The sequence below is a fragment of the Rhabdothermincola sediminis genome (assembly GCF_014805525.1).
GTDB classification, from domain to species: Bacteria; Actinomycetota; Acidimicrobiia; order Acidimicrobiales; family Acidimicrobilacustridaceae; genus Rhabdothermincola; species Rhabdothermincola sediminis.
Genome location: NZ_JACFSZ010000015.1, coordinates 1 through 19,323 on the forward strand (window position 1 = coordinate 1; position 19,323 = coordinate 19,323).

14 protein-coding genes and 1 tRNA gene are annotated in these 19,323 nt (G+C 71.8%); 6 read left to right on the plus strand and 9 right to left on the minus strand.

Annotated elements, in window-relative coordinates; translation table 11 throughout:
* Nucleotides 1–95: 95 nt before the first annotated feature.
* Both HZF19_RS12365 and HZF19_RS12370 read left to right on the plus strand, forming a co-directional pair.
* Nucleotides 96–1,886: a CRTAC1 family protein gene (locus HZF19_RS12365; RefSeq protein WP_208029099.1), complete on the plus strand. Its 1,791-nt coding sequence runs from the start codon at nt 96–98 to the stop codon at nt 1,884–1,886.
* A 100-nt stretch (nt 1,887–1,986) separates the two neighbouring features.
* Nucleotides 1,987–2,060, plus strand: a tRNA-Val gene (locus HZF19_RS12370).
* A gap of 35 nt (nt 2,061–2,095) precedes the next feature.
* Here HZF19_RS12370 and HZF19_RS17195 read toward each other — a convergent pair.
* The 3 genes from HZF19_RS17195 to HZF19_RS12385 form a co-directional block, all read right to left on the minus strand.
* Complete coding sequence (locus HZF19_RS17195; RefSeq protein ID WP_208029100.1) at nt 2,096–2,737, minus strand: TetR/AcrR family transcriptional regulator; 642 nt, start codon at nt 2,735–2,737, stop codon at nt 2,096–2,098.
* Between the two features lie 11 nt (nt 2,738–2,748).
* Nucleotides 2,749–3,981 (minus strand): hypothetical protein, encoded by a 1,233-nt coding sequence (locus HZF19_RS12380; protein ID WP_208029101.1) that lies wholly within the window; start codon nt 3,979–3,981, stop codon nt 2,749–2,751.
* A gap of 101 nt (nt 3,982–4,082) precedes the next feature.
* Nucleotides 4,083–4,580: a DUF2505 domain-containing protein gene (locus tag HZF19_RS12385; RefSeq protein ID WP_208029102.1), complete on the minus strand. Its 498-nt coding sequence runs from the start codon at nt 4,578–4,580 to the stop codon at nt 4,083–4,085.
* A gap of 192 nt (nt 4,581–4,772) precedes the next feature.
* On the opposite strand from HZF19_RS12385, the gene HZF19_RS12390 reads away from it, so the two are divergent.
* Together HZF19_RS12390 and HZF19_RS12395 are read left to right on the plus strand one after the other, a co-directional pair.
* On the plus strand, nt 4,773–5,951 hold the full coding sequence (locus HZF19_RS12390; protein WP_208029103.1) for an acyl-CoA dehydrogenase family protein: 1,179 nt from the start codon (nt 4,773–4,775) through the stop codon (nt 5,949–5,951).
* 46 nt (nt 5,952–5,997) lie between these two features.
* A complete protein-coding gene (locus HZF19_RS12395; RefSeq protein WP_208029104.1) occupies nt 5,998–7,116 on the plus strand; it encodes an acyl-CoA dehydrogenase family protein in 1,119 nt (372 codons plus the stop codon).
* 264 nt (nt 7,117–7,380) lie between these two features.
* Here the strand turns inward: HZF19_RS12395 and HZF19_RS12400 are convergent, their stop codons facing one another.
* Nucleotides 7,381–9,072 (minus strand): SulP family inorganic anion transporter, encoded by a 1,692-nt coding sequence (locus tag HZF19_RS12400; RefSeq protein ID WP_208029105.1) that lies wholly within the window; start codon nt 9,070–9,072, stop codon nt 7,381–7,383.
* 60 nt (nt 9,073–9,132) lie between these two features.
* Entirely contained in the window at nt 9,133–11,436 is a 2,304-nt protein-coding gene (locus HZF19_RS12405; RefSeq protein ID WP_208029106.1) for a molybdopterin oxidoreductase family protein, read from the minus strand.
* A gap of 75 nt (nt 11,437–11,511) precedes the next feature.
* Between HZF19_RS12405 and HZF19_RS17200 the strand changes: the two genes are divergently transcribed.
* Nucleotides 11,512–14,235: a bifunctional acetate--CoA ligase family protein/GNAT family N-acetyltransferase gene (locus HZF19_RS17200; RefSeq protein WP_208029107.1), complete on the plus strand. Its 2,724-nt coding sequence runs from the start codon at nt 11,512–11,514 to the stop codon at nt 14,233–14,235.
* 43 nt (nt 14,236–14,278) lie between these two features.
* On the opposite strand, the gene HZF19_RS17205 is transcribed toward HZF19_RS17200, so the two are convergent.
* Nucleotides 14,279–14,845: a J domain-containing protein gene (locus tag HZF19_RS17205; RefSeq protein WP_208029108.1), complete on the minus strand. Its 567-nt coding sequence runs from the start codon at nt 14,843–14,845 to the stop codon at nt 14,279–14,281.
* Between the two features lie 99 nt (nt 14,846–14,944).
* Nucleotides 14,945–16,072: an acyl-CoA dehydrogenase family protein gene (locus tag HZF19_RS12420; protein WP_208029109.1), complete on the minus strand. Its 1,128-nt coding sequence runs from the start codon at nt 16,070–16,072 to the stop codon at nt 14,945–14,947.
* Between the two features lie 102 nt (nt 16,073–16,174).
* Between HZF19_RS12420 and HZF19_RS12425 the strand changes: the two genes are divergently transcribed.
* The gene (locus HZF19_RS12425; RefSeq protein ID WP_208029110.1) at nt 16,175–17,161 is read left to right on the plus strand and encodes an NAD(P)H-quinone oxidoreductase; all 987 of its coding nucleotides are present in this window, start codon (nt 16,175–16,177) and stop codon (nt 17,159–17,161) included.
* 1 nt (nt 17,162) lies between these two features.
* Here the strand turns inward: HZF19_RS12425 and HZF19_RS12430 are convergent, their stop codons facing one another.
* Both HZF19_RS12430 and HZF19_RS12435 read right to left on the minus strand, forming a co-directional pair.
* Nucleotides 17,163–18,038 carry a PhzF family phenazine biosynthesis protein gene (locus tag HZF19_RS12430; RefSeq protein WP_208029111.1) on the minus strand — a complete coding sequence of 292 codons (876 nt, stop codon included), beginning with the start codon at nt 18,036–18,038 and terminating at the stop codon, nt 17,163–17,165.
* Nucleotides 18,035–19,315 (minus strand): citrate synthase, encoded by a 1,281-nt coding sequence (locus HZF19_RS12435; protein ID WP_208029112.1) that lies wholly within the window; start codon nt 19,313–19,315, stop codon nt 18,035–18,037. The genes HZF19_RS12430 and HZF19_RS12435 overlap by 4 nt, the downstream gene beginning before the upstream one ends.
* Nucleotides 19,316–19,323 lie beyond the last annotated feature (8 nt).

The following is a 19,323-nucleotide window of genomic DNA, read 5'->3' on the forward strand; positions in this document are numbered from 1 at the left end:
TCGAGAGAGCCGGGCCACCGCCGTTTTCCGGTGATCGTGCGCCGGTACGCTCGGGGCCGCCCTGATCTGGCACCGAAGGCGGAGGTGGTCGCTTCATGAGTCTCCTGGTTCCGAGCGCCGACCACGCCCGGCGGGTGGCTGCTGTGGTGCTGGCCCTGGCCGCGCTGCTGGCGGCCGCCTGCTCCGGGGCGGGGGAGGGGCTTGACGCGGAGGCCACCGGGGGGAGTAGCGGGTCGCCTATCCGGTTCACGGAAGTGGCCGAGCGGGTGGGGATCACCCACGTCCAGCAGCCGCTGGCCTTCACCCCCGACACCTGCTTGTACCCCGCCCCGCCCGAGGTCGGCTACGGCAACTGCGTGGAGGAGCGCATGAGTGGCGGGGTGGCGGCCGGGGACTACGACGGCGACGGGGATGTCGATCTGTACTTCACCCGGCTCCGCTCAGCCGGGGTGCTCTACCGCAACGACGGCACCGGTCAGTTCACCGACGTGAGCGCCGAGGCCGGCCTCGACCGCCAGCCCCTCAACGGCAACGGGGCGGCGTGGGCCGACATCGACAACGACGGCTGGGTCGATCTCTACGTCACCACCCTGGCCGAGGAACGCTTCTACCTGTTCCACAACAACGGCGACGGCACCTTCACCGAGCAGGCCCTCGAGCGAGGCGCCGCCCTCGCCGACGAAGCACCCCGGGGTGGCACGAGCGTGGCGGTGGGCGACTTCGACAACGACGGGTGGGTCGACCTGCACATCTGCGAGTGGCTGAACAGCTTCCGCATGCCCTCGGGACCGAGCACCCACGCCCGCCTGCTGCGCAACCTCGGCCCCGGGAACCCCGGGCACTTCGAGGACGTGACGGAGCGGGCAGGGGTGGGCCTCGGCCAGCCTGGGGTGATCCGACCCCTGTCGCTCATCCCGCCGCGGCTGCAGGGCCAGTGGCTGACGCTCGCCTTCGGCTCCACCTTCGTCGACCTCGACGGCGACGGCTGGCAGGACCTGGCGGTGGCCTCGGACTTCCGCACCTCGCAGCTGTTCTGGAACAACGGCGACGGCACCTTCACCGAGGGCACCCAGGCCGCGGCGGTGGCCACCGAGGGCAACGCCATGGGCTCCACCTTCGGTGACATCGACGGCGACGGCGATCTGGACTGGTTCGTCACCGCCATCCAGGAGCACGACCAGGGCTCGCCCGACCGTCCGGCCATGCCGGTGGAGGGTTACGACGGCAACCGGCTCTACCGCAACGACGGCAACCGGCACTTCACCGACGTCACCGACGAATACGGGGTGCGCGACGGGGCCTGGGGCTGGGGGGCCGCCTTCGCCGACTTCGACGACGACGGACTGCTCGACCTGGTCATGGAGAACGGCATGGACCTCGGCTACTACGACCAGCTCAACAAGGAGGAGTTCCGCCAGACCCCGATGCGGCTCTGGCGCGGCAGCCGCGAGCTCCCCTGGGCCGAGATCGCCGCCCAGGCGGGCCTGGTCACGCTGGCCGAGGGCAAGGGTCTGGCGGTGGCCGACCTCGACGGTGACGGAGACCTCGACGTGGTGGTGGCCAATACCGGTGCTCGGCCGTCGATCCTGCGCAACGAATCACCCGGCGCCGGCCGGGCGGTGCGCATCGACGTGTCGGGCACCACCTCGGCCCGCGACGCCCCTGGCGCGGTGGTGACCGTCACTCTGCCGGGCGGCGCCACCCAGACCTACCAGGTGGGGGTGGGCACCCACTTCCTGGGCCAGAGCGAGCACACGGTCCACGCCGGGATCGGCGATGTGCAGGCGGTGGACGTGTCGGTCCGCTGGCCGGTGACCGGCCGGACCCTGACCCTGACGGGGGTGGCGGTGGGCTCCCGGGTGCGAGCGGTCGAGCCGCCGGCCTAGCTCGCCGCCGGGAGAGGCCCGGGGGCGGAGCTGGTGGTGGCGCCCCTCACCGGCGCACTGGCCCCACCGGAACGTGGGGTGGCTAAGCTGTCCGGTCCGCGGGCCGTTAGCTCAGTTGGCTAGAGCACTTGCATGACGCGCAAGGGGTCGGGGGTTCGAATCCCTCACGGCCCACCCCGCCACCTCCCGGTACCCTCCCCCGCCCGCGCTCAGCGGGCCGCGAGCTGGCTGAGCAGCAATCGCACCGCGGCCACGATCCGCTCGCAGGAGACCCCGAGCGGCTCCACGCCGGTCACCCAGGTCATCATCGGCTGGTACAGCAGCATGCCCATGATCGCCACCGCGGTGGCCTCGAGGTCGAGGTCGGCTCGCAGCCGGCCCTCGGCCTGGTAGTGGCGCAGCCAGTCCACGACGAGCTGCTGGCCCCGGCGGAACCACTCCCGCTCGGCCCGGGTCATGAGCTGGGGGAACTGAGGGAGGTCGCGCAGGATGATCGCCAGGAGTGGCATCTCGGCCGCGAGCTGTTCGACGGCGCCGCGGGCCAGCGCCTCGGCCGCTTCGCCCAGCTCGGCGGGGGGTGGTCCCACCGGGGTGGTGGCGGCGCGGCTCTCGGCGATCGCCTGGTCCACCACCGCCTCGAGGATCGCGTACTTGGAGCTGAAGTGGCGGTAGAGCCCACCCGCACCGGGTGACAGGCCCGCCGCCTTCTCGATGGCGGTCACCGGGGTGCGGTCGTAGCCCTCGGCGGCGAAGAGGCGGGTTGCGCACTGGATGATCCGCTGGCGGGTGCTGGTCGCGTTCGGGGACGCGCCCGGGGGAGCGTCCCTGCCCCGGCGCTGTTCGCTTCGCACGCCCGTGGTGCTCACGGTGCCGTGCCCGCGGGCTCGCCGTCGCCCCACCCGTTAGCGGGCGGGGTGGTGACCTCGACCTCGGCGGGCTCGCCGTGGCCGATGAAGAGGAACGCCGCGGCGACCCGGACCGTGCACCGCACCGAGGGGGTGCCGCACCACAGGGTCCGGCTGGTCCCTCCGATCTGTTCGCTCTCGATCGCGAAGCTCTCGCCGCCGTCGCGTGAGATCCAGATCGAGTAGCGTTGAAGGGCCGGGTCCGGGTACATCCCGCGTTCGGGAACCGACCAGGTGACCTCGACGAACCCGGCGCCGTCCCCGGTGAGGGGCGTGGCCGTCAGGTCCCGCACGGGTGAGGGCCGGCCCCGGTCGGTCTCCACGATCGTGAGCTGGTGGTTCCCCCCCTTCACGCTCAGGGCGGGGTCGCCCCAGACCTGCACCTGCAGGTCGAGGGTCTCCAAGAGGGCCTCGACCGTGGTGTCGCCGTGGATCCGCAATGGCAGGTTCCGAGCGGTCTGGCCGGCGGGGATCCAGATCATCTCGGGCCTGGCCACCACGTCGTCGAACGCGACATCTTCGTGGTACGGAGTGGGGGGTACCTCGCGAGGGTACGCGGGCGCCCAGTACACCGAGACGGGCTCCGCCAACGGCGCGGACAGCACCACGGGGACCCACGCCGTGACGGTTCCGGCGTCTCCTTCGACCACCAGCACCCGGCCGACGCTGAGGGTGGGTTGAGCGCCGGGGTCGCGGTCGTCGTCGAGGACGAACAGTTCGCCCGTGAGCCGACCCGGCTCGGCCCCCTCGACCGAGCGCACCCGCACCCAGGCGAGTTCGTCCTCCTCGGGCTCGCGATCACCCAGGATCTCGACCCGCACGTAGGACGAGGTCTTCCCGGCGGGGATGGTGACCGTGCGCGACCGGAGTCGGAAGTCCACCCCCGGCGTGGCCGCCACCTCCGGCGGCCAGCCGGCCTCGACATCGACCCGGACCACGACCGGATGGGTGGCCGGGCGGTCGAGCGTGACCGGGATCCGTGCTCCGTAGCTCCCCACGTTGCCCTCGGCCGTCCAGAGGCTGCCGATGCTCACCATCGGGAGCTCGCCGGCGGCGACGGCGGGGGAGCCGGCCCCGGGCGCGGTGAGGCTCCATGCGCCGGCCAGCGCCAGCGCCAGCACGATCCTGAGCGCCCGGGCCGCCCGCCTGGGGCTGGCCTGCCGTGCACGGTGAAGGTCGTAGGTGCTCATGTCGGCCCCCACCTCCCGAGGTCGCGCCGCAAGTAATGACTTACTTACCTCCTTTTGACTATGCGTGACGCACCCGGTGCTGTCAACCGTTCGCGGTCCCGTCAGGCCCGGTGCTCGGCCAGCCAGGCGTCGCCGGCGGCGAACTCGGCGTCGAGCTGGTCCCGCACCATCCCCTTGGCCCAGTCGGCCAGCTTCCCGCCGATGAGGGGCACCTTCACCTCAACGTGCACGTCAACCCCGTAGGTGGTGCGCTCGCCGGCGGGGGTGAGGGTGGTCGAGGCCGAGATCCTCACCGGCGCACCCGCGGTGTCCACCTGCTGGGTGCCCCTGCAGGAGCCGTCGGGCAGGCGGTGCCAGTCGTCGGTGGTGGTCACGGTGTTGGTCGGCTTGAGCACCCGCCTGGCGAACCCCGGGAGGTCGACGTCGACCACCCGACGGATGACCAGATGGAACGAGTCGTCGCTCGCGCTCGACTCCAGCACCTCGATGTCGCGATGGCCCATGCCCTCGAACTTGCGGAGGTGGGACTGCGGGTCGCGGAACATGGCCCATACCTCGTCGATGGGCGCCTCGAAGGTGTGCTCGTCGTGGAAGTCCATCGGGCCACCCTACGTCCCGGTGCCGGTGCTCGAGCCGAGGGCGGCGGGGTGGGCACGCGGCGGGGCACCGCTCGGGGCAGCGCTGCATGACACCGCTGCGGGCCGGCGGTCGGGATGACATCGCCACCGCGCCGTGCTTCACTAGAACGCGTTCTCGTTTTCCAGCGTCCCCACTGCCAGCCGGAGGCCCGCATGTACATCGGACTGACCCCCGAGCACCAGCGACTCCGCGACGAGTTACGGGCCTACTACGAACGGCTGCTGACCCCCGAGATCCAGGAGGAGATCGCCCGCAGCGAAGGGGTTGGCCCGGTGCCCCGGCGGATCGTGAAGCAGATGGGCGCCGACGGCTGGCTGGGCATCGGCTGGCCGAAGGAGTACGGCGGCCAGGGCCGGGGTCCCATCGAGCAGTTCATCTTCTTCGACGAGTCGATGCGGGCCGGCGCCCCGGTGCCGATGCTCACCATCAACTCGGTGGCCCCCACGATCATGCAGTACGGCAGCCAGGAGCAGAAGGACTTCTACCTCCCCAAGATCCTCGCCGGGGAGATCCATTTCTGCATCGGCTACACCGAACCCGACGCCGGCACCGACCTGGCCTCGCTCACCACCCGGGCGGTGCGCGACGGCGACGAGTACGTCATCAACGGCCAGAAGATCTTCACCAGCCTGGCCACCGACGCCGACTACGTGTGGCTGGCGGTGCGCACCAACCCCGAGGCCAAGAAGCACAAGGGTATCTCGATCATCATCGTCCCCACCGACACCCCCGGGTTCAAGGTCACGCCCATCGTCAACATGGGAGAGTTCAACACCAACCTCACCTTCTACGAGGACGTGCGGGTCCCGGTCGGCAACCTGGTGGGAGAGGAGAACCAGGGCTGGCAGCTCATCACCAACCAGCTCAACCACGAGCGGGTCACCATCTGCAGCTCCGGCATCATCGAGCGCCAGCTCGAAGACGTCACCCGCTGGGCGAAGCAGACCACCCTCCCCGGCGGTGGCCGGGTCATCGACGAGCCCCGGGTGCGCCAGCTGCTCGCCCGGGTGCACGCACGGCTCGAGTTCCTGCGGCTGGTCAACTTCAAGGTCGCCTGGGCCGCCGAGCAGGGCCAGCCACTCGACCCCGCCATGGCTTCGACGGTGAAGGTGTTCGGCACCGAGTTCTACATGGAGGCCGTGCGGCTGCTGATGGAGGTCGTGGGGCCGGCCTCGAGCCTTCGGGGCACGTCACCCGACGCCGTGCTGCGGGGCCGGCTGAACGGACTGCTGCGGGGCCTGCACGTGCTCACCTTCGGCGGGGGCACCAACGAGATGCAGCGCGACCTGATCGCGCTGTTCGGGCTGAACATGCCGCCCTCGCCCCGCTGATCCGACCGACCGCCCGAACCGCCCCGCCCACAGGGAGGAACCTCCGATGGACTTCTCGCTCACCGACGAGCAGACGACCCTGGTCGAGCTCGCCGACCAGATCCTCGGCGACCGCTGCACCCTGGAGCGGTTGAAGGAGGTCGGCGCCGGCGAGCGGCGCACCGATGTCGAGCTGTGGCGGGAGCTGGCCCGAGCGGACCTGGTCGGGGCCGCGCTACCGGCGGACGTCGGCGGGGGAGGGTTCGGGTTCCTCGAAGCCTGCCTGCTGCTGGAGCAGGTCGGGCGCCACGTGGCCCCGGTGCCCTACTGGGCGACGGTGGTGCTCGGCGGCCTGACCATCGCCGAGCACGGCGCCGGCGCGCTACGCCAGGAGCTGCTGGCCGGCGCCGTGGCGGGGGAGGTGATCCTCTCCGCCGCCCTGCAGGAGGAGTTGGCCGACCCCCGCTCGCCTGCCACCATCGCCCGGCCGGAAGGTGCCGGCTGGCGTCTGAACGGCGAGAAGATCCTCGTACCCTCCGCCCCCGACGCGGCGGTGATCGTGGTGCCCGCCCGGGCGGACGCCGGCGTGGGGCTCTTCCTGGTCGAGCCTGGCTCGAGTGGGGTCAGCCTGGTGGCCGAGGAGACGATGGGCCAATGGCCCTTGTACCGCTTGGTGTTCGAGGGGGTGGCCGTCGAGCCGGAGCGGGTGCTGGTGACCCCGGGTGGGGAAGGCCAGCGGGCGCTGGAGCGGCTGGTGGATCTGGCCACCGTCGGCCTGTGTGCCATCTCCGCCGGGGTCTGCGAGCGGGGTCTGCGCATCACCGCCGAGTACGCCAGCGAGCGCAAGCAGTTCGATCGCCCCATCGCCACCTTCCAGGCGGTGGGCCAGCGCCTCGCCGATGCGTTCATCGACACCGAGGCGGTGAGGTTGACGATGCTGAACGCGGCCTCGCTGCTCGACGCGGGCCTGCCCGCAAGCAAGGAGGTCGCCACCGCCAAGTTCTGGGCCAGCGATGGCGCCAGCCGGGTGGCTCATGCGCTGCTGCACGTACACGGCGGTATCAGCATCGATGTGGACTACCCGATCCACCGGTACTTCCTGTGGGCCAAGCAGATCGAGAACGACCTCGGCGCTTCCACCGTGCAGCTCCAGCGCCTCGGCGACCTCATCGCCACCGAGCCCTGAACCCCCCCTCTCTTCCCGTTCTGGCATGTCAAACGCGTGCTCTGGCCCGCGTTTTGCCTGCCGGTTCGGCGAGCGCGGTGCGCCCCGTGCGCCCCTCGCGTTCTGGCATGTCAAACGCGTGCTCTGGCACGCGTTTTGCCTGCCGGTTCGGTGAGCGCGGTGCGCCCCGTGCGCCCCTCGCGTTCTGGCATGTCAAACGCGTGCTCTGGCACGCGTTTTGCCTGCCGGTTCGGTGAGCGCGGTGCGCCCCGGCGCCGAGGACGATCAGCTCTCGCCGGATGCCGGCGGGCGCTCCCGCCGGGCGAACGCGTCGAGCACGTCCGGCAACGAGGGGAAGATCATGTCCTCGCCGATCCGATCGAGGACCCCCGTCGGTTCAAGGTCGTCGCGCAGGTCCTGCTTCAGCCGCGCCAGCCCGAGGCGGATGCCCCGGCGCGCCAGCTCAGCCCGTAGGGCCTCCAGCGCGTCGGCCCCGGTGATGTCCATCTCCACGTTGGCCTCCACGTTGAGCACGAACCACTCCACCGGTTCCGGGCTGGCCTCGATGGCGGCCAGGGCCCGCTGCCGGAAGTCCTCGGCATTGGCGAAGAACAGCGGCGCGTCGTACCGGTAGATCATGAGGCCGGGAACGGTCTGCGCTTGGGGGTAGTCGTCGATGTCGTGGAGGCTGCCCAGCCCCGGCACCTGTCCGAGCACCGCGTCGTGAGGCCGCGCGACCCGGCGCAGCAGGTCGAGCATCGACAGCGCGATCGCCACCAGCACCCCGTAGAGGATGTCGACCGCCAGCACCCCTACCGTGGTGGCCAGCGCCAGCACCAGCTCACTGCGCCGGAACCCCCACAGCCGCCGGAGCCCGTCGAGGTCGATGAGCCGGGTGGCGGCGTACACGATGATCGCTCCCAGCGCGGCAGTCGGGAACTCGGACAGCAGCGGCCGCAGGAACAGCAGTACCAGCACCACCGTGACCAGCGAGATCAGCCCCGCCAGCTGGGTGCGGCCACCGACCGCTTCGCCGAGCACCGTGCGGCTCCCGCTGCTGCTGACGGGGAATCCCTGGAAAAGGCCGGCTCCGGTGTTGGCGGCACCCAGGGCCAGCAGCTCCTGGTTGGCATCGATGACCTCGCCTCGCCGGGCCGCGAACGCCCGCCCGGTGAGGACGTTGTCGGAATAGCCCACCAGGGCGATGCCGAGCGCCGGGCCCACCAGGCCGGCCAGGTCGTCCCAGCTGACCTCGGGCAGCCGGGGCGCGGGTAGGCCGGCCGGGATGGTGCCGACCACGGCGATGCCATCATCGGTCAATCGGAACAGGGCCACCACCAGCGTGGAGGCCAGCACGGCCAGCAGGGGCCCGGGCAGGCGGGGCGCGAACCGCTGGGCCAGCACGAGGAAGGCGAGCACCCCCGCGGCCAGCGTGGTCGTGGGGCCGTCCAGCTCGGTGAGGTTGGCGACGAACGAACCGACCTGGGCGGTGAAGGTGGTGCCGTCGACGGGTACCCCTGTCACCCTGCCGAGCTGGCCGGCGATCATGATCAGCGCCACCCCTGCCAGGTATCCGACGAGGATCGGCTTGGACAGCAGGTCCGCGAGGAAGCCCAACCGGAAGCAGAAGGCGATCAGGCACGCGGCGCCCACCAGCAGCGCCAGGGTCGCCGCCATGGCGGCGTAGGCCGTCGGATCGTCCAGCGCCAGAGGTGCGAGGGCGGTCGCGGTCATCACCGCGGTGGTGGACTCCGGCCCCACCGACAGCTGTCGTGACGAGCCGAGCACCGCGTAGATGGCGAGGGCGGGGAGGATCGCCCACAGGCCCACCACCGCGGGCAGGCCGGCCAGCTCGCCGTAGGCCATGCACTGGGGTACGAGGTAGGCGGCCACGGTGATGCCGGCCACGACATCACCACGCAGCCAGGCTCGCTGGTAGCCCCGGGCGGTGGCCACCGCTGGGACGAAGCGCTCCACGGGGCCTTGCCTAGCACCATCGTCACCCGAGCCGGCGGTGGTCGGGCGCCTCAGGCGCGCTCAACTGCCACGAGCTCGAGGGGAGAGGTCGGACGACAGCGGGGTGACCGTGACAGGGATGCCGTTGAGCACCGCGTTGCCCGACAGCGGGTCGACCACCTCGCCGTCGGTCAGCACGTTCGAGTTCACGCCCGCGTGCTCCGCTGCCACCGACAGACGGCTGCCGGGTACGCCGTGGCCCCAGCCGTGCGGCAGGCTCACCACCCCGGGACGGATGGCGTCGGTGATCTCCACCGGCGCCACCACCGCGCCCACCCGGGACCGGACCTCCGCCGGGTCGCCGTCCCCGAGCCCCAGCCGGGCCGCGTCGTCGGGGTGGATTTGCAATGTGCAGCGAGGCTTGCCCTTGACCAAGGGAGCGACGTTGTGCATCCACGAGTTGTTCGAGCGCAGATGCCGGCGCCCGATGAGCACCAGGCCCGAGCCGTCCACGCCCTCCGAGCCGCCCGCCCCGATCGCTGCCTCGCGACAGGACGCCAGCAGCCGGGGGATGTCGGCGGCGATCGGGTCGGGCACCAGCTCGATGGTGCCGCTCGGCGTGCGCAGCAGCTCGGGCAGGCGAGGCTGGAGCGGCCCGAGGTCGAGGCCGTGTTCGTGGACCGCCAGCGAGGCCAGCGACAGGCCGCCGGGCACCGCGCCGAACCAGTCGCCGTACGGGCCGGTGCGGATCATGGCATCGAGGACTCGATCGACCGCGCTGGGCCCGTCGAGGAGGGAAGCGAGCTCCTCCACCGTGCACCCGGCGATGGGTGAGTCCGCTGCTCCGATCGCGCCTTGCAGGATCCCGTCGACGAGCAGGTGCTCGACCAGCGCCGGGTCCGCCCCGGTTCCCTGACCAGAGGCGATCAAGGCCAGCTTGGCGAGGATCTCGTGCTCGGTGGGGCCGCTGGGTTCGAACAGGGGCGGGGACCACTGGGCCACGTTGCGCACCGACAGCCCGAAGAACGCCAGGTGGTACTCGCTGCGCTCGAGCGCGGAGGGCGGGGGCAGGATGAGGTGGGCGTAGCGGGTGGTCTCGTTGCGGTAGATGTCCACGCTCACCATGAGCTCCAAGCCGGCGAGGGCCCGGTCGAGGCTGGCCGCGTCGGGTGTCGACACCACCGGGTTGCCGGCCACGGTGATCAGCGCCCGAACCTGGCCTTCACCCGGGGTCTCGATCTCCTCCGCGAGGGTGGCCACCGGCAGCTCGCCGTTCACCTCCGGGTAGCCTCGGACCCGGCTGTGGTGGCGCCCGGTGCGGTAGCCCCGCCCGGGCCCGGGGGTCCGGGGTCGCTCGTGGGCCGGAGCCGGGAACATCGCCCCGCCGGGGCGATCGAGGTTCCCGGTGAGCACGTTGAGCACGTCGACGGCCCAGGCGGCGAGGGTGCCGAAGGCCACGGTGTGGGTGCCGATCCGTCCGTACACCGCGGCGGTGGGAGCGGCCGCCAACTCCCGAGCCAGGCGCCGGATGGTGCCGGGGTCAATGCCGCAGGCCGCGCTGGCCGCCTCGGGGGTGATCGGCGCGAGCAACTCCTGCAGCTCGTCCAGGCCGCTGGTGAACGCTCGCAGCCTGCCCGGCTCGGCGAGTCCTTCGCCGAGCAGCACATTGGCCATCGCGGCCAACAGGTGGGCGTCGGTGCCGGGTCGGATGGCCACGTGCTCGTCGGCTTCTTCGGCGGTGCGGGTGCGGCGGGGGTCGACAACCACCACCTTGCCTCCGCGCTGGCGGATGCGCGCCAGTCGGCCCGGGAAGTCCGGCGCGGTGCACAGGCTCCCGTTCGACTCCCAGGGGTTCGCGCCCAGCATGAGGAGATGGTCGGTGCGGTCGAGGTCCGGCACGGGGATGAGGAGAGGGCCGCCGAAGAGCAGCCCGCTGGAGACGTGCTTGGGCATCTGGTCGACGGTGCTGGCCGAGTAGATGTTGCGGGTGCCGAGGGCCCGGGCCAGCGGCCGGTTGTACAGGACCCCGGCCAGCGAGTGGGCGGAGGGGTTGCCGAGGTACAGGGCCACCGCGTCACGCCCGTGGCGCTCGATGATCGGCAGCAGACGCCGCTCCACTTCGGCGAACGCCTCCTCCCAGCCGATCTCCTCGAACACCGCGGTGGCGGGGTCGTCGCCGCGGCGGATCAGCGGCCGGCGGAGGCGGTCGGGGTCGCTGTGGACGTGCTGGAGCACCGACCCCTTGGGGCAGATGAACCCCTGGCTGAAGGGGTTGTCCCGGTCGCCACGGATGCGGTGCACCCGGCCGTCGCGGACCGTGATCTCGAGTCCGCAGGTGGCCTCGCACAGCGGGCACGTGCGGAACTGGACCGTCTCGGTGGTCATCGATCGCACCCCCTTCCCCGGAGCCGATCGTAGGGCGATCGGCCGGCTCGTGACCGGCCCGGATACGCTCCGGTGGTGGCCGATGCCCACAGCGTGCCGCCGGCCTACCCCACCCGCTGGGAGACCGACGCGGTGCTCGCCGATGGTTCGGTGGTGCACGTGCGGCCGGTCCGCCCGGACGACGCGGCACGCATCGACGCGTTCCACGCCCGCCAGTCCCGCGAGAGCATCTACTTCCGCTACTTCACCCCGATGCCGAAGTTGTCGGCCCGTGAGCTCGAGCGGCTGACCAGCATCGACTACGTGACCCGGATGGCCTTCGTTGCTCTCGAGGGTGACGACATCGTGGCCATGGCCAGCTACGACGTGTGGCGGGCCGCCGACGAGGCGGAAGTGGCCTTCATCGTCGATGACGCCCACCAAGGGCGAGGGTTGGCCACCGTGCTGCTCGAGTACCTCATCGTCGCCGCTCGTGAGAACGGCTTGCGGGCGCTCACCGCGCAGGTGCTGCCGAGCAACCGGCGGATGCTGTCGGTGTTCCACAACGCGGGCTTCGCGGTGTCCAGCGAGTTCGACGAGGGCGTGATCAAACTCCGGTTGGGCCTGGAGCCCACGGAGCGGGCCACCGCGCTGATCGAGGAGCGCGAGCGGTTGTCGGAAGCCCGCTCGATCCAGCGGCTGCTGTTCCCCGGATCGGTGGCGGTCATCGGTGCCGGCCGCGAGCCCGGCGGCATCGGGCACGAGGTGTTCCGCAACCTGCTCACCTGTGGCTTCGAGGGTCCCGTCTATCCGGTCAACCCGAGCGGCGGTCACGTGTCGAGCGTGCGCAGCTACCCGAGCGTGCTCGACATCCCCGATGAGGTCGACCTCGCGGTGGTGTGTGTGCCCGCTCAGGCGGTCGAGCGAGCGGTGAAGGAGTGCGCGCGCAAGCGGGTGCGGGGTCTGGTGATCATGAGCGCGGGCTTCGAAGGGCTCGAGATCGAGGGGCGGCCCGCGGAGCGGGTGCTCGCCGAGCGGGCCTTGCGGGCCGGGATGCGCCTGATCGGGCCGGAGTCGATGGGGGTCATCAACACCGCGCCGTCGACCCGGCTGGTGGCGACCTTCGCCGACGTGCGGGTCGACGAAGGTCCGGTGGGGATGCTCACCCAGTCCGGCACGCTCGGCATCGCCGCGCTCCGACGCGCCCACCGGATGGGGATCGGGGTCTCGGTGTTCGTCGACATCGGCAGCCGGCCCGACGTGAGCGGCAACGACCTGCTCCAGTTCTGGAGCAGCGACGACCGCACGAAGCTCGCGCTGCTGTACCTGGAGTCCTTCGGAAACCCGCGCAAGTTCACCCGCATCGCCCGGCGGATGGCCAGGGAGAAGCCCATCGTGGCGGTCAAGGCGGGCCGCACCGGGCGCACCGACCCGGACGCCGACCGCCTGGGGCTCGGTCCCTGGTGGCCGGCCGACGCCACGGTCGATGCGCTGCTGTCGCAGTCGGGGGTGATCCGCGTCGACACTCCCGCCCGGCTGTTCGACGTGGCCCGGGTGCTGGTCAACCAGCCGGTACCCCGGGGCCGGCGGGTGGCGGTGGTCAGCAATTCGCGGGGATCCACGTTGCTGACGGTCGACGCCTGCTTGCACTCGGGACTCGAGCTGGCCCCGATCGACCCCACCACCCAGGCCGCGTTGGCGGCGCTGCTGCCGGCAGGAGCCGAGGTGGCCAACCCCGTCGAGCTGACCTGGCAGGCCGATGCCAGCCACTACGAGGCTGCGGTGCGGGCCGTGCTCCAGGCGGACGGCGTCGACGCGGCCCTGGTGGTGTACGCCCCCGCCGTGGAGGAGCACCGGGCGAAGGTGGCCCGCGCGCTGGGGTTGGCCGCCCGGGCGTCGGCGGGCAAGCCGGTGCTGGCGGCGTTCCTGAGCTCGGAGGTCGGCGTCCCGCTGATCGGCGGTGAGCACCCCATCCCGCTGTTCGAGTTCCCCGACGAGGCGGCAGCGGTACTCGGCACGGTCGTCGACTACGGGGCGTGGTTGGCGGAAGATCCGGGCACGGTCCCGGTGTTCGAGGATCTCGACCTCGACGCGATCCGGGCGTGCACGACCGAACTTCTCGGCGAAGGCGACGGCGGCGGGCGGTGGCTCGATCGTGCCGACGCGATGCGGCTCCTCGCGCTGGCCGGCCTGCCGGTGGCCCGGGAGCGCTCGGTGGGGTCGGTCGAAGAAGCCGTTGCCGCTGCGGCGGAGATCGGGTTCCCGGTGGCGCTCAAGGCCTCCGGGGTGCCTCGCTACCAGCCGGGCGAAGCTGGCGGGGTGGCCCTCGATCTCCACGATGAGGGCGCACTGCGGGCTGCCTACCAGCGCATGTGCGAGCACCTCGGGGAGGCGATGCGCCCGGCGCTGGTCCAGCAGCAGGTGCCGACCGGCGCCGGGGTGATGGTGGGCGGGCACCAGCACGCGGCGTTCGGTGCGGTGATCGCGCTGGGCATCGGCGGCGCGATGTCGGCGGCCCGCAGCGAGGTGTCGGTGCGGGTGCTGCCGCTCACCGACGCGGACGCCGACCGGCTGATCGCCGCGTCGCCCGTGGCCTCGCTGCTCGAGGGCGCACCGGGCGAGGCCGCGGGGTCGCCCGGTGCGAGCTGCCGGGGGTTCCTGCTGCGCCTGGCGGCGGTGCTCGAGGCGGTCCCCGAGATCGCCGACGTGGTGCTCAACCCTCTCATCGTCGGTGCCGAGGGGGCCTGGGTGGTGGACGCCTCGGTGCGGGTGGCGCCGTACCGCTGGGACCCGGCACCGCCGGTGCGGCGGGTCACCTGAGCTGGCCTTCACCCTCGCGCTGCGTGCTTCCCGGGCGGGATGGTCAGTCGAGCTTGTGCAGCAGCGCCCGGGCGTCGCTCACGATGCGGAAGCGCTCGGCGTGGAACGCCTGCACGTCCTCGGGTGCGTGGCGGTGGCGGTCGGGGTGGTGGCGCTTGACCAGTCGCCGGTACTGCGCCTCGACCTGCTCCATCGTCGCGTCGGCGGGCAACTCCAGCGCCGCATACGCTGCGTGGATGTCGGTGGGAGCGGGCCGCTCCAGCGCTGCTTGCTGCTCCACCCGCTTGCTCTCCCGGTACACCTGTGCGGGATCCCAGTAGGAGTGGGTCCGGCCCGGACGGTGGGTGCCGTCGGCTTCGGCGATGGTCTGCCGGGCCGAGCGGCGCTTCTCCCGCAGGCGCTCGGCCCACGCCGAGTACCGTTCGGCGTGCTCGCCATGGGGGTCCGGTCCGCCGAGGACGTCGGCCAGGGAACAGAGCAGATCCTCGTCGCCGGCACCTACCGGCTCGGGGTCTGACCGCGTGGTGCCCGGCCGGTCTGCCTGCTCGGCTGTGCCGGCGCCGTCCGCCGGCCGAGCGCGTCGCCATCGTGGCCGTGACGGCTTCGGCACGGCACCCCTCCCTCCGCCGGGAGCCACCTGTGACGGGGCTCGCCCTCCCGGTGGACCACAGGATAGGGCACAGGGTCGGTGGGGGGTGTTCCCGGCCGCTCAGCGGGACTCGGTGTGCGCGGCCCGCGGTTCGCGCGGCAGCCGGAGGAGGCGTTCGGCGAGGATGTTGCGCAGGATCTGGGTGGTGCCGCCCATGATGGTGTACCCGGGGGCGTAGCACAGGTTGCGGGCCACCCGGCCCCACACCAGCGCGTCGGCACCGGCCACTCTGGCGCAGAAGGCCGCCACCCGTTGTTCCAGCTCGGTGCAGAACGTCTTGGTCGCCGCCGAGAACCCGGGTGGCGCTTGGCCTAGCACCTCTCGCAGCACCAGGTGCCGGCCGATGGTGTAGCCGGTCTCGATCGCGGCCACCTCCTGGCGGACCCGCGGGTCGGTGAGGTCCGCTCGCGGGCGCAGCTCGTCGTAGAGGGCCCGGTTGCTGACCAGCCGGTCGATGCCGCCCCGCTCGTGCTCCATCTGGCGCATCACCTGCCGGAAGCTGCCGTTCTCCTCGCCGACAAGCAGCTCGCCCGGTACCCGCACCCCGTCGAAGTGCACCTCGCAGAAGTGCCGGTTGCCGGTCATGTCGGTGATGGGGGTGACGGACACGCCCGGCAGGCGCATGTCGACGATCAGCTCCGAGAGCCCGGCGTGGGCCGGCGCGTCGGGGTCGGTGCGGGCCACCAGGTAGCACCAGTCGGCGTCCGCCGCCCCGCTGGTCCAGATCTTCGTGCCCTCCACCACCCAGCAGTCGCCGTCCCGCCGGGCCCGGGTGCGGATGGACGCCACGTCCGAGCCGGCATCGGGCTCGCTCATGCCGATGCACCACGCGGAGCGACCGGCCACGATCTCGGGCAGGAACCGCTTGCGCTGCTCGGGGGTGCCGAACTGCAGCAGGGTGGGGCCGATCTGGCGGTCGGCGAACCAGGAGGTGGCGATGGGCGCACCGCCCGCGATGAGTGCCTCGAAGACCACGAACCGCTCCAGCGGGCTGCGCCCGTGCCCGCCTTCTTCCACGGGCCAGGTCATGCCCAGCCAACCCCGCTCGCCCAGCTCGAGGGACAGCTCGCGGGAGGTGCCCACGATCCAGGAGTCCTCGGGCACCTCCACCCTCGCCCGCCACTCGGCTGCCAGCCGGCGGGCCTCGTCCTGGAGGGGCAGCAGCTCGGCGGGGAGCGCGAAGTCCATGCAGGCATGCTGGCACGGCCCGCCCACCCTGCCGGGCGTTCCGAGCCCGCCGGGGGTGCCGAGCGGCGCTGCCGGCCGGTGACCCCGCTAAGGTCGCCGGCCGTGCGTGCTGTCGTGCTCGAGTGCTATGGGGGGCCCGACGTCCTCACCGTCCGCGAGGTGCCCGACCCGGTGCCCGGCCCCGAGGAGGTGGTGGTCGAGGTCGTGGCCACCGCGCTGAACCGTGCCGACCTCCTGCAGCGCCGGGGGCGCTACCCCGGCCCGCCGATGGCCTACGAGATCCCGGGCATGGAGCTGAGCGGGCGGGTGTCGGTGCTCGGGGAGCGGGTGACCATGTGGCGGCCGGGCGACGAGGTGATGGGCATCGTCGGCGGCGGGGCCTACGCCGAGCGGATCGCGGTGCACGAGCGACAGCTCATGGCCGTGCCCCGCTCGGTGGGCGTGGCCGACGCCGCGGCCATCCCCGAGGTGTGGATCACCGCCTACGACGCGCTCGTCGCCCAAGGCGGGCTCACGTCCGGCCGCACTGCGCTGGTCCACGCCGGGGCATCCGGTGTGGGCACCGCCGCCATCCAGATCGCCAAGGCCATCGGGGCCAGGGTGATCGTCACCGCCTCGGCGGGCAAGCTGGCGAGCTGCCTGGCGCTGGGCGCCGACGCGGCGGTCGACTACCGCAGCGAGGACTTCGTCGCCCGTTGCCGGGAGCTGACCGGCGGGCACGGCGTCGACGTGGTGCTCGACGTGATCGGCGGCGACTACGTGAACCGGAACCTCGACGCCCTCCGCACGGGTGGGCGCATCGTGCAGGTGGGCGTGATGGCCGGTGGGGTGGTCGAGCTGGACGTGGGCAAGATGCTGCCCAAGCGGGCCAGCCTCATCGGCACCGTGCTGCGCCCCCGCCCGCTGGAGGAGAAGATCGCGCTGACCCAGCGGTTCGCGGCGGAGATCCTCCCGCTGTTCGACGACGGGCGGTGCCGGCCGGTGATCGACTCGCGTTTCCCGCTGGCCGAGATCGCCGCCGCGCACGAACGCATGGAGGCCAACGCCAACATCGGCAAGATCGTCATCGACGTGGCCCCGGAGGCCTGACTCAGGCGCGATCGGCGCCGGCCCGCCGGGCGCGCGAGCTGGGTCGGGACCGTGGCGGCAGGGCCACGTCGGTCAGCCGGGCCTTGAACACCGTCACCGCCTGGCCGCCGAGCTTCACCCGCTCACCTCGCAACCCGACCCGGACCACCCCACCCCGGGCCGACGCCTGGTGGGCGAGCAGGTCCTCCTTGCCGAGGCGCGGCGCCCAGTACGTGGCCAGCGTGCAGTGCGCGGAGCCCGTGACCGGGTCCTCGGGGATGCCGTAGCGGGGCGCGAAGTAGCGGGACACCATGTCGTAGAGCCCTTCTCCCACCGACGTGACCACCACGCTGGCCGCGTCGGCCGCCCGGAGCGCCTCCATGTCGGGTCGCACCGCCCGCACGTGCTCGGGCGAGGCCAACTCGACGACCACGTTGTGGCTGCCCACCGCCGACCCGACCACCTCCCCGTGGTCGAGCCCGAGCGCCTCCACGACCCCGGCCGGCGGCGGAGCAGGGCGGGTGGGGTCGGCCGGGAAGTCGAGCTCGATCCAACCGTCCGCGGTGCGGGTGGCGGTGACCTCGCCGGAACGGGTGGCGAAGCGCAGCAGCGGCCGATCGACGCTGCGGTGCTCGTAGAGGTAGTGGGCGGCGGCGAGGGTGGCGTGGCCGCACAGGTCGACCTCCACCGTGGGGGTGAACCACCGCAGGCTCCATCCCGGCTCACCGTCGGGCAGCTCGAACGGCACCAGGTACGCGGTCTCGGAGAGGTTCATCTCGAGCGCCAGCTCCTGCATCCACTCGTCACCGGGGGCTCGGTCGAGCAGGCAGATCGCGGCGGGGTTGCCGCGGAAGGCGCGATCGCAGAAGGCGTCGATCTGGACCAGCTCGGGCCTCAAGCGGAGGCCTTGCGCTGGTCCATCGGCACGTAGTCGCGGACCGGCTCGCCGTCGTAGAGCTGGCGGGGCCTGGCGATGCGCTCGTTGCGGTCGAGCAGCTCGATCCAGTGCGCCAGCCAGCCAGACATGCGGGGGATGGCGAACAGCACCGTGAACATCTCGATGGGGAAGCCCATCGCCTGGTAGATGAGGCCGGAGTAGAAGTCGACGTTCGGGTAGAGCCGCCGGCTGGTGAAGTACTCGTCGGACAGGGCCACCTCTTCGAGCTTGAGTGCGATGTCGAGCAGCGGGTTCTTGCCGGTGACCTCGAAGACCTTGTCCGCGGTCTCCTTGATGATCTTGGCCCGGGGGTCGTAGTTCTTGTAGACCCGGTGCCCGAATCCCTGCAGGCGGCCCTTGCCGGCCTTGACGTCCTCGATGAAGGGCAGGACGTTGTCCATCGAGCCGATGCGGGTGAGCATCCGGATCACCGCCTCGTTGGCGCCGCCGTGGCGGGGACCGTAGAGAGCGGTGGCCGCGGCCGCGGCGCAGCTGTAGGGATCGGCGTGCGCGCTGCCGGCGACCCGCATCGCGGTCGTGCCGCAGTTCTGCTCGTGGTCGGCGTGCAGGATGAACAGGATGTCGAGGGCCCTGGCCAGCACCGGATCGGCCTCGTAGCGGGGCTCGGCCACCTTCCACATCATCGACAGGAAGTTCGAGGTGAAGTCGAGGCTGTTGTCGGGGTAGACGAAGGGCATGCCCACGCTGTGGCGATGGGCGCCGGCGGCGAGGGTGGGCATCTTGGCGATGAGGCGGATCACCTGCTTGTAGCGGGACTGCTCGTCGAAGATGTCCTTGGCGTCCGGGTAGAAGGTGGAGAGCGCGGCGAGGGTGGAGACCAGGATGCCCATGGGGTGGGCGTCGTGGTGGAAGCCCTCCATGAACCGCTTGCGCACGTTCTCGTGGATGAACGTGTGGTAGGTGATGTCGTGCTTCCACACCTCGTACTGTTCGGGTGTCGGCAGCTCCCCGTGGATGAGCAGGTACGCCACCTCGAGGTAGGTCGACTGCTCTGCTAGCTGCTCGATCGGGTAGCCCCGGTAGCGGAGGATGCCGGCTTCGCCGTCGAGCTCGGTGATGGCGCTCGCCGCGGCGGCCGTGGTGCTGAAGGAGGGGTCGTAGAACCAGATCCCCGGTAGCAGCTTCGACCACTCGGTGGCATCCACCCCGCCGTTCACGATCGGGATCTCGATCGACTCGCCGGTGCGGTTGTCGATGATGGTCACGCTGTCGGCCACGGCGGCTC

Excerpts from the sequence above, each read along its gene's own strand:
- HZF19_RS12390 (WP_208029103.1), top strand. The coding sequence starts at position 4,773 with ATGTACATCGGACTGACCCCCGAGCACCAGCGACTCCGCGACGAGTTA.
- HZF19_RS12365 (WP_208029099.1), top strand. The coding sequence starts at position 96 with ATGAGTCTCCTGGTTCCGAGCGCCGACCACGCCCGGCGGGTGGCTGCT.
- HZF19_RS12405 (WP_208029106.1), bottom strand. The coding sequence starts at position 11,436 with ATGACCACCGAGACGGTCCAGTTCCGCACGTGCCCGCTGTGCGAGGCC.
- HZF19_RS12380 (WP_208029101.1), bottom strand. The coding sequence starts at position 3,981 with ATGAGCACCTACGACCTTCACCGTGCACGGCAGGCCAGCCCCAGGCGG.
- HZF19_RS12395 (WP_208029104.1), top strand. The coding sequence starts at position 5,998 with ATGGACTTCTCGCTCACCGACGAGCAGACGACCCTGGTCGAGCTCGCC.
- HZF19_RS12385 (WP_208029102.1), bottom strand. The coding sequence starts at position 4,580 with ATGGACTTCCACGACGAGCACACCTTCGAGGCGCCCATCGACGAGGTA.
- HZF19_RS12420 (WP_208029109.1), bottom strand. The coding sequence starts at position 16,072 with ATGGACTTCGCGCTCCCCGCCGAGCTGCTGCCCCTCCAGGACGAGGCC.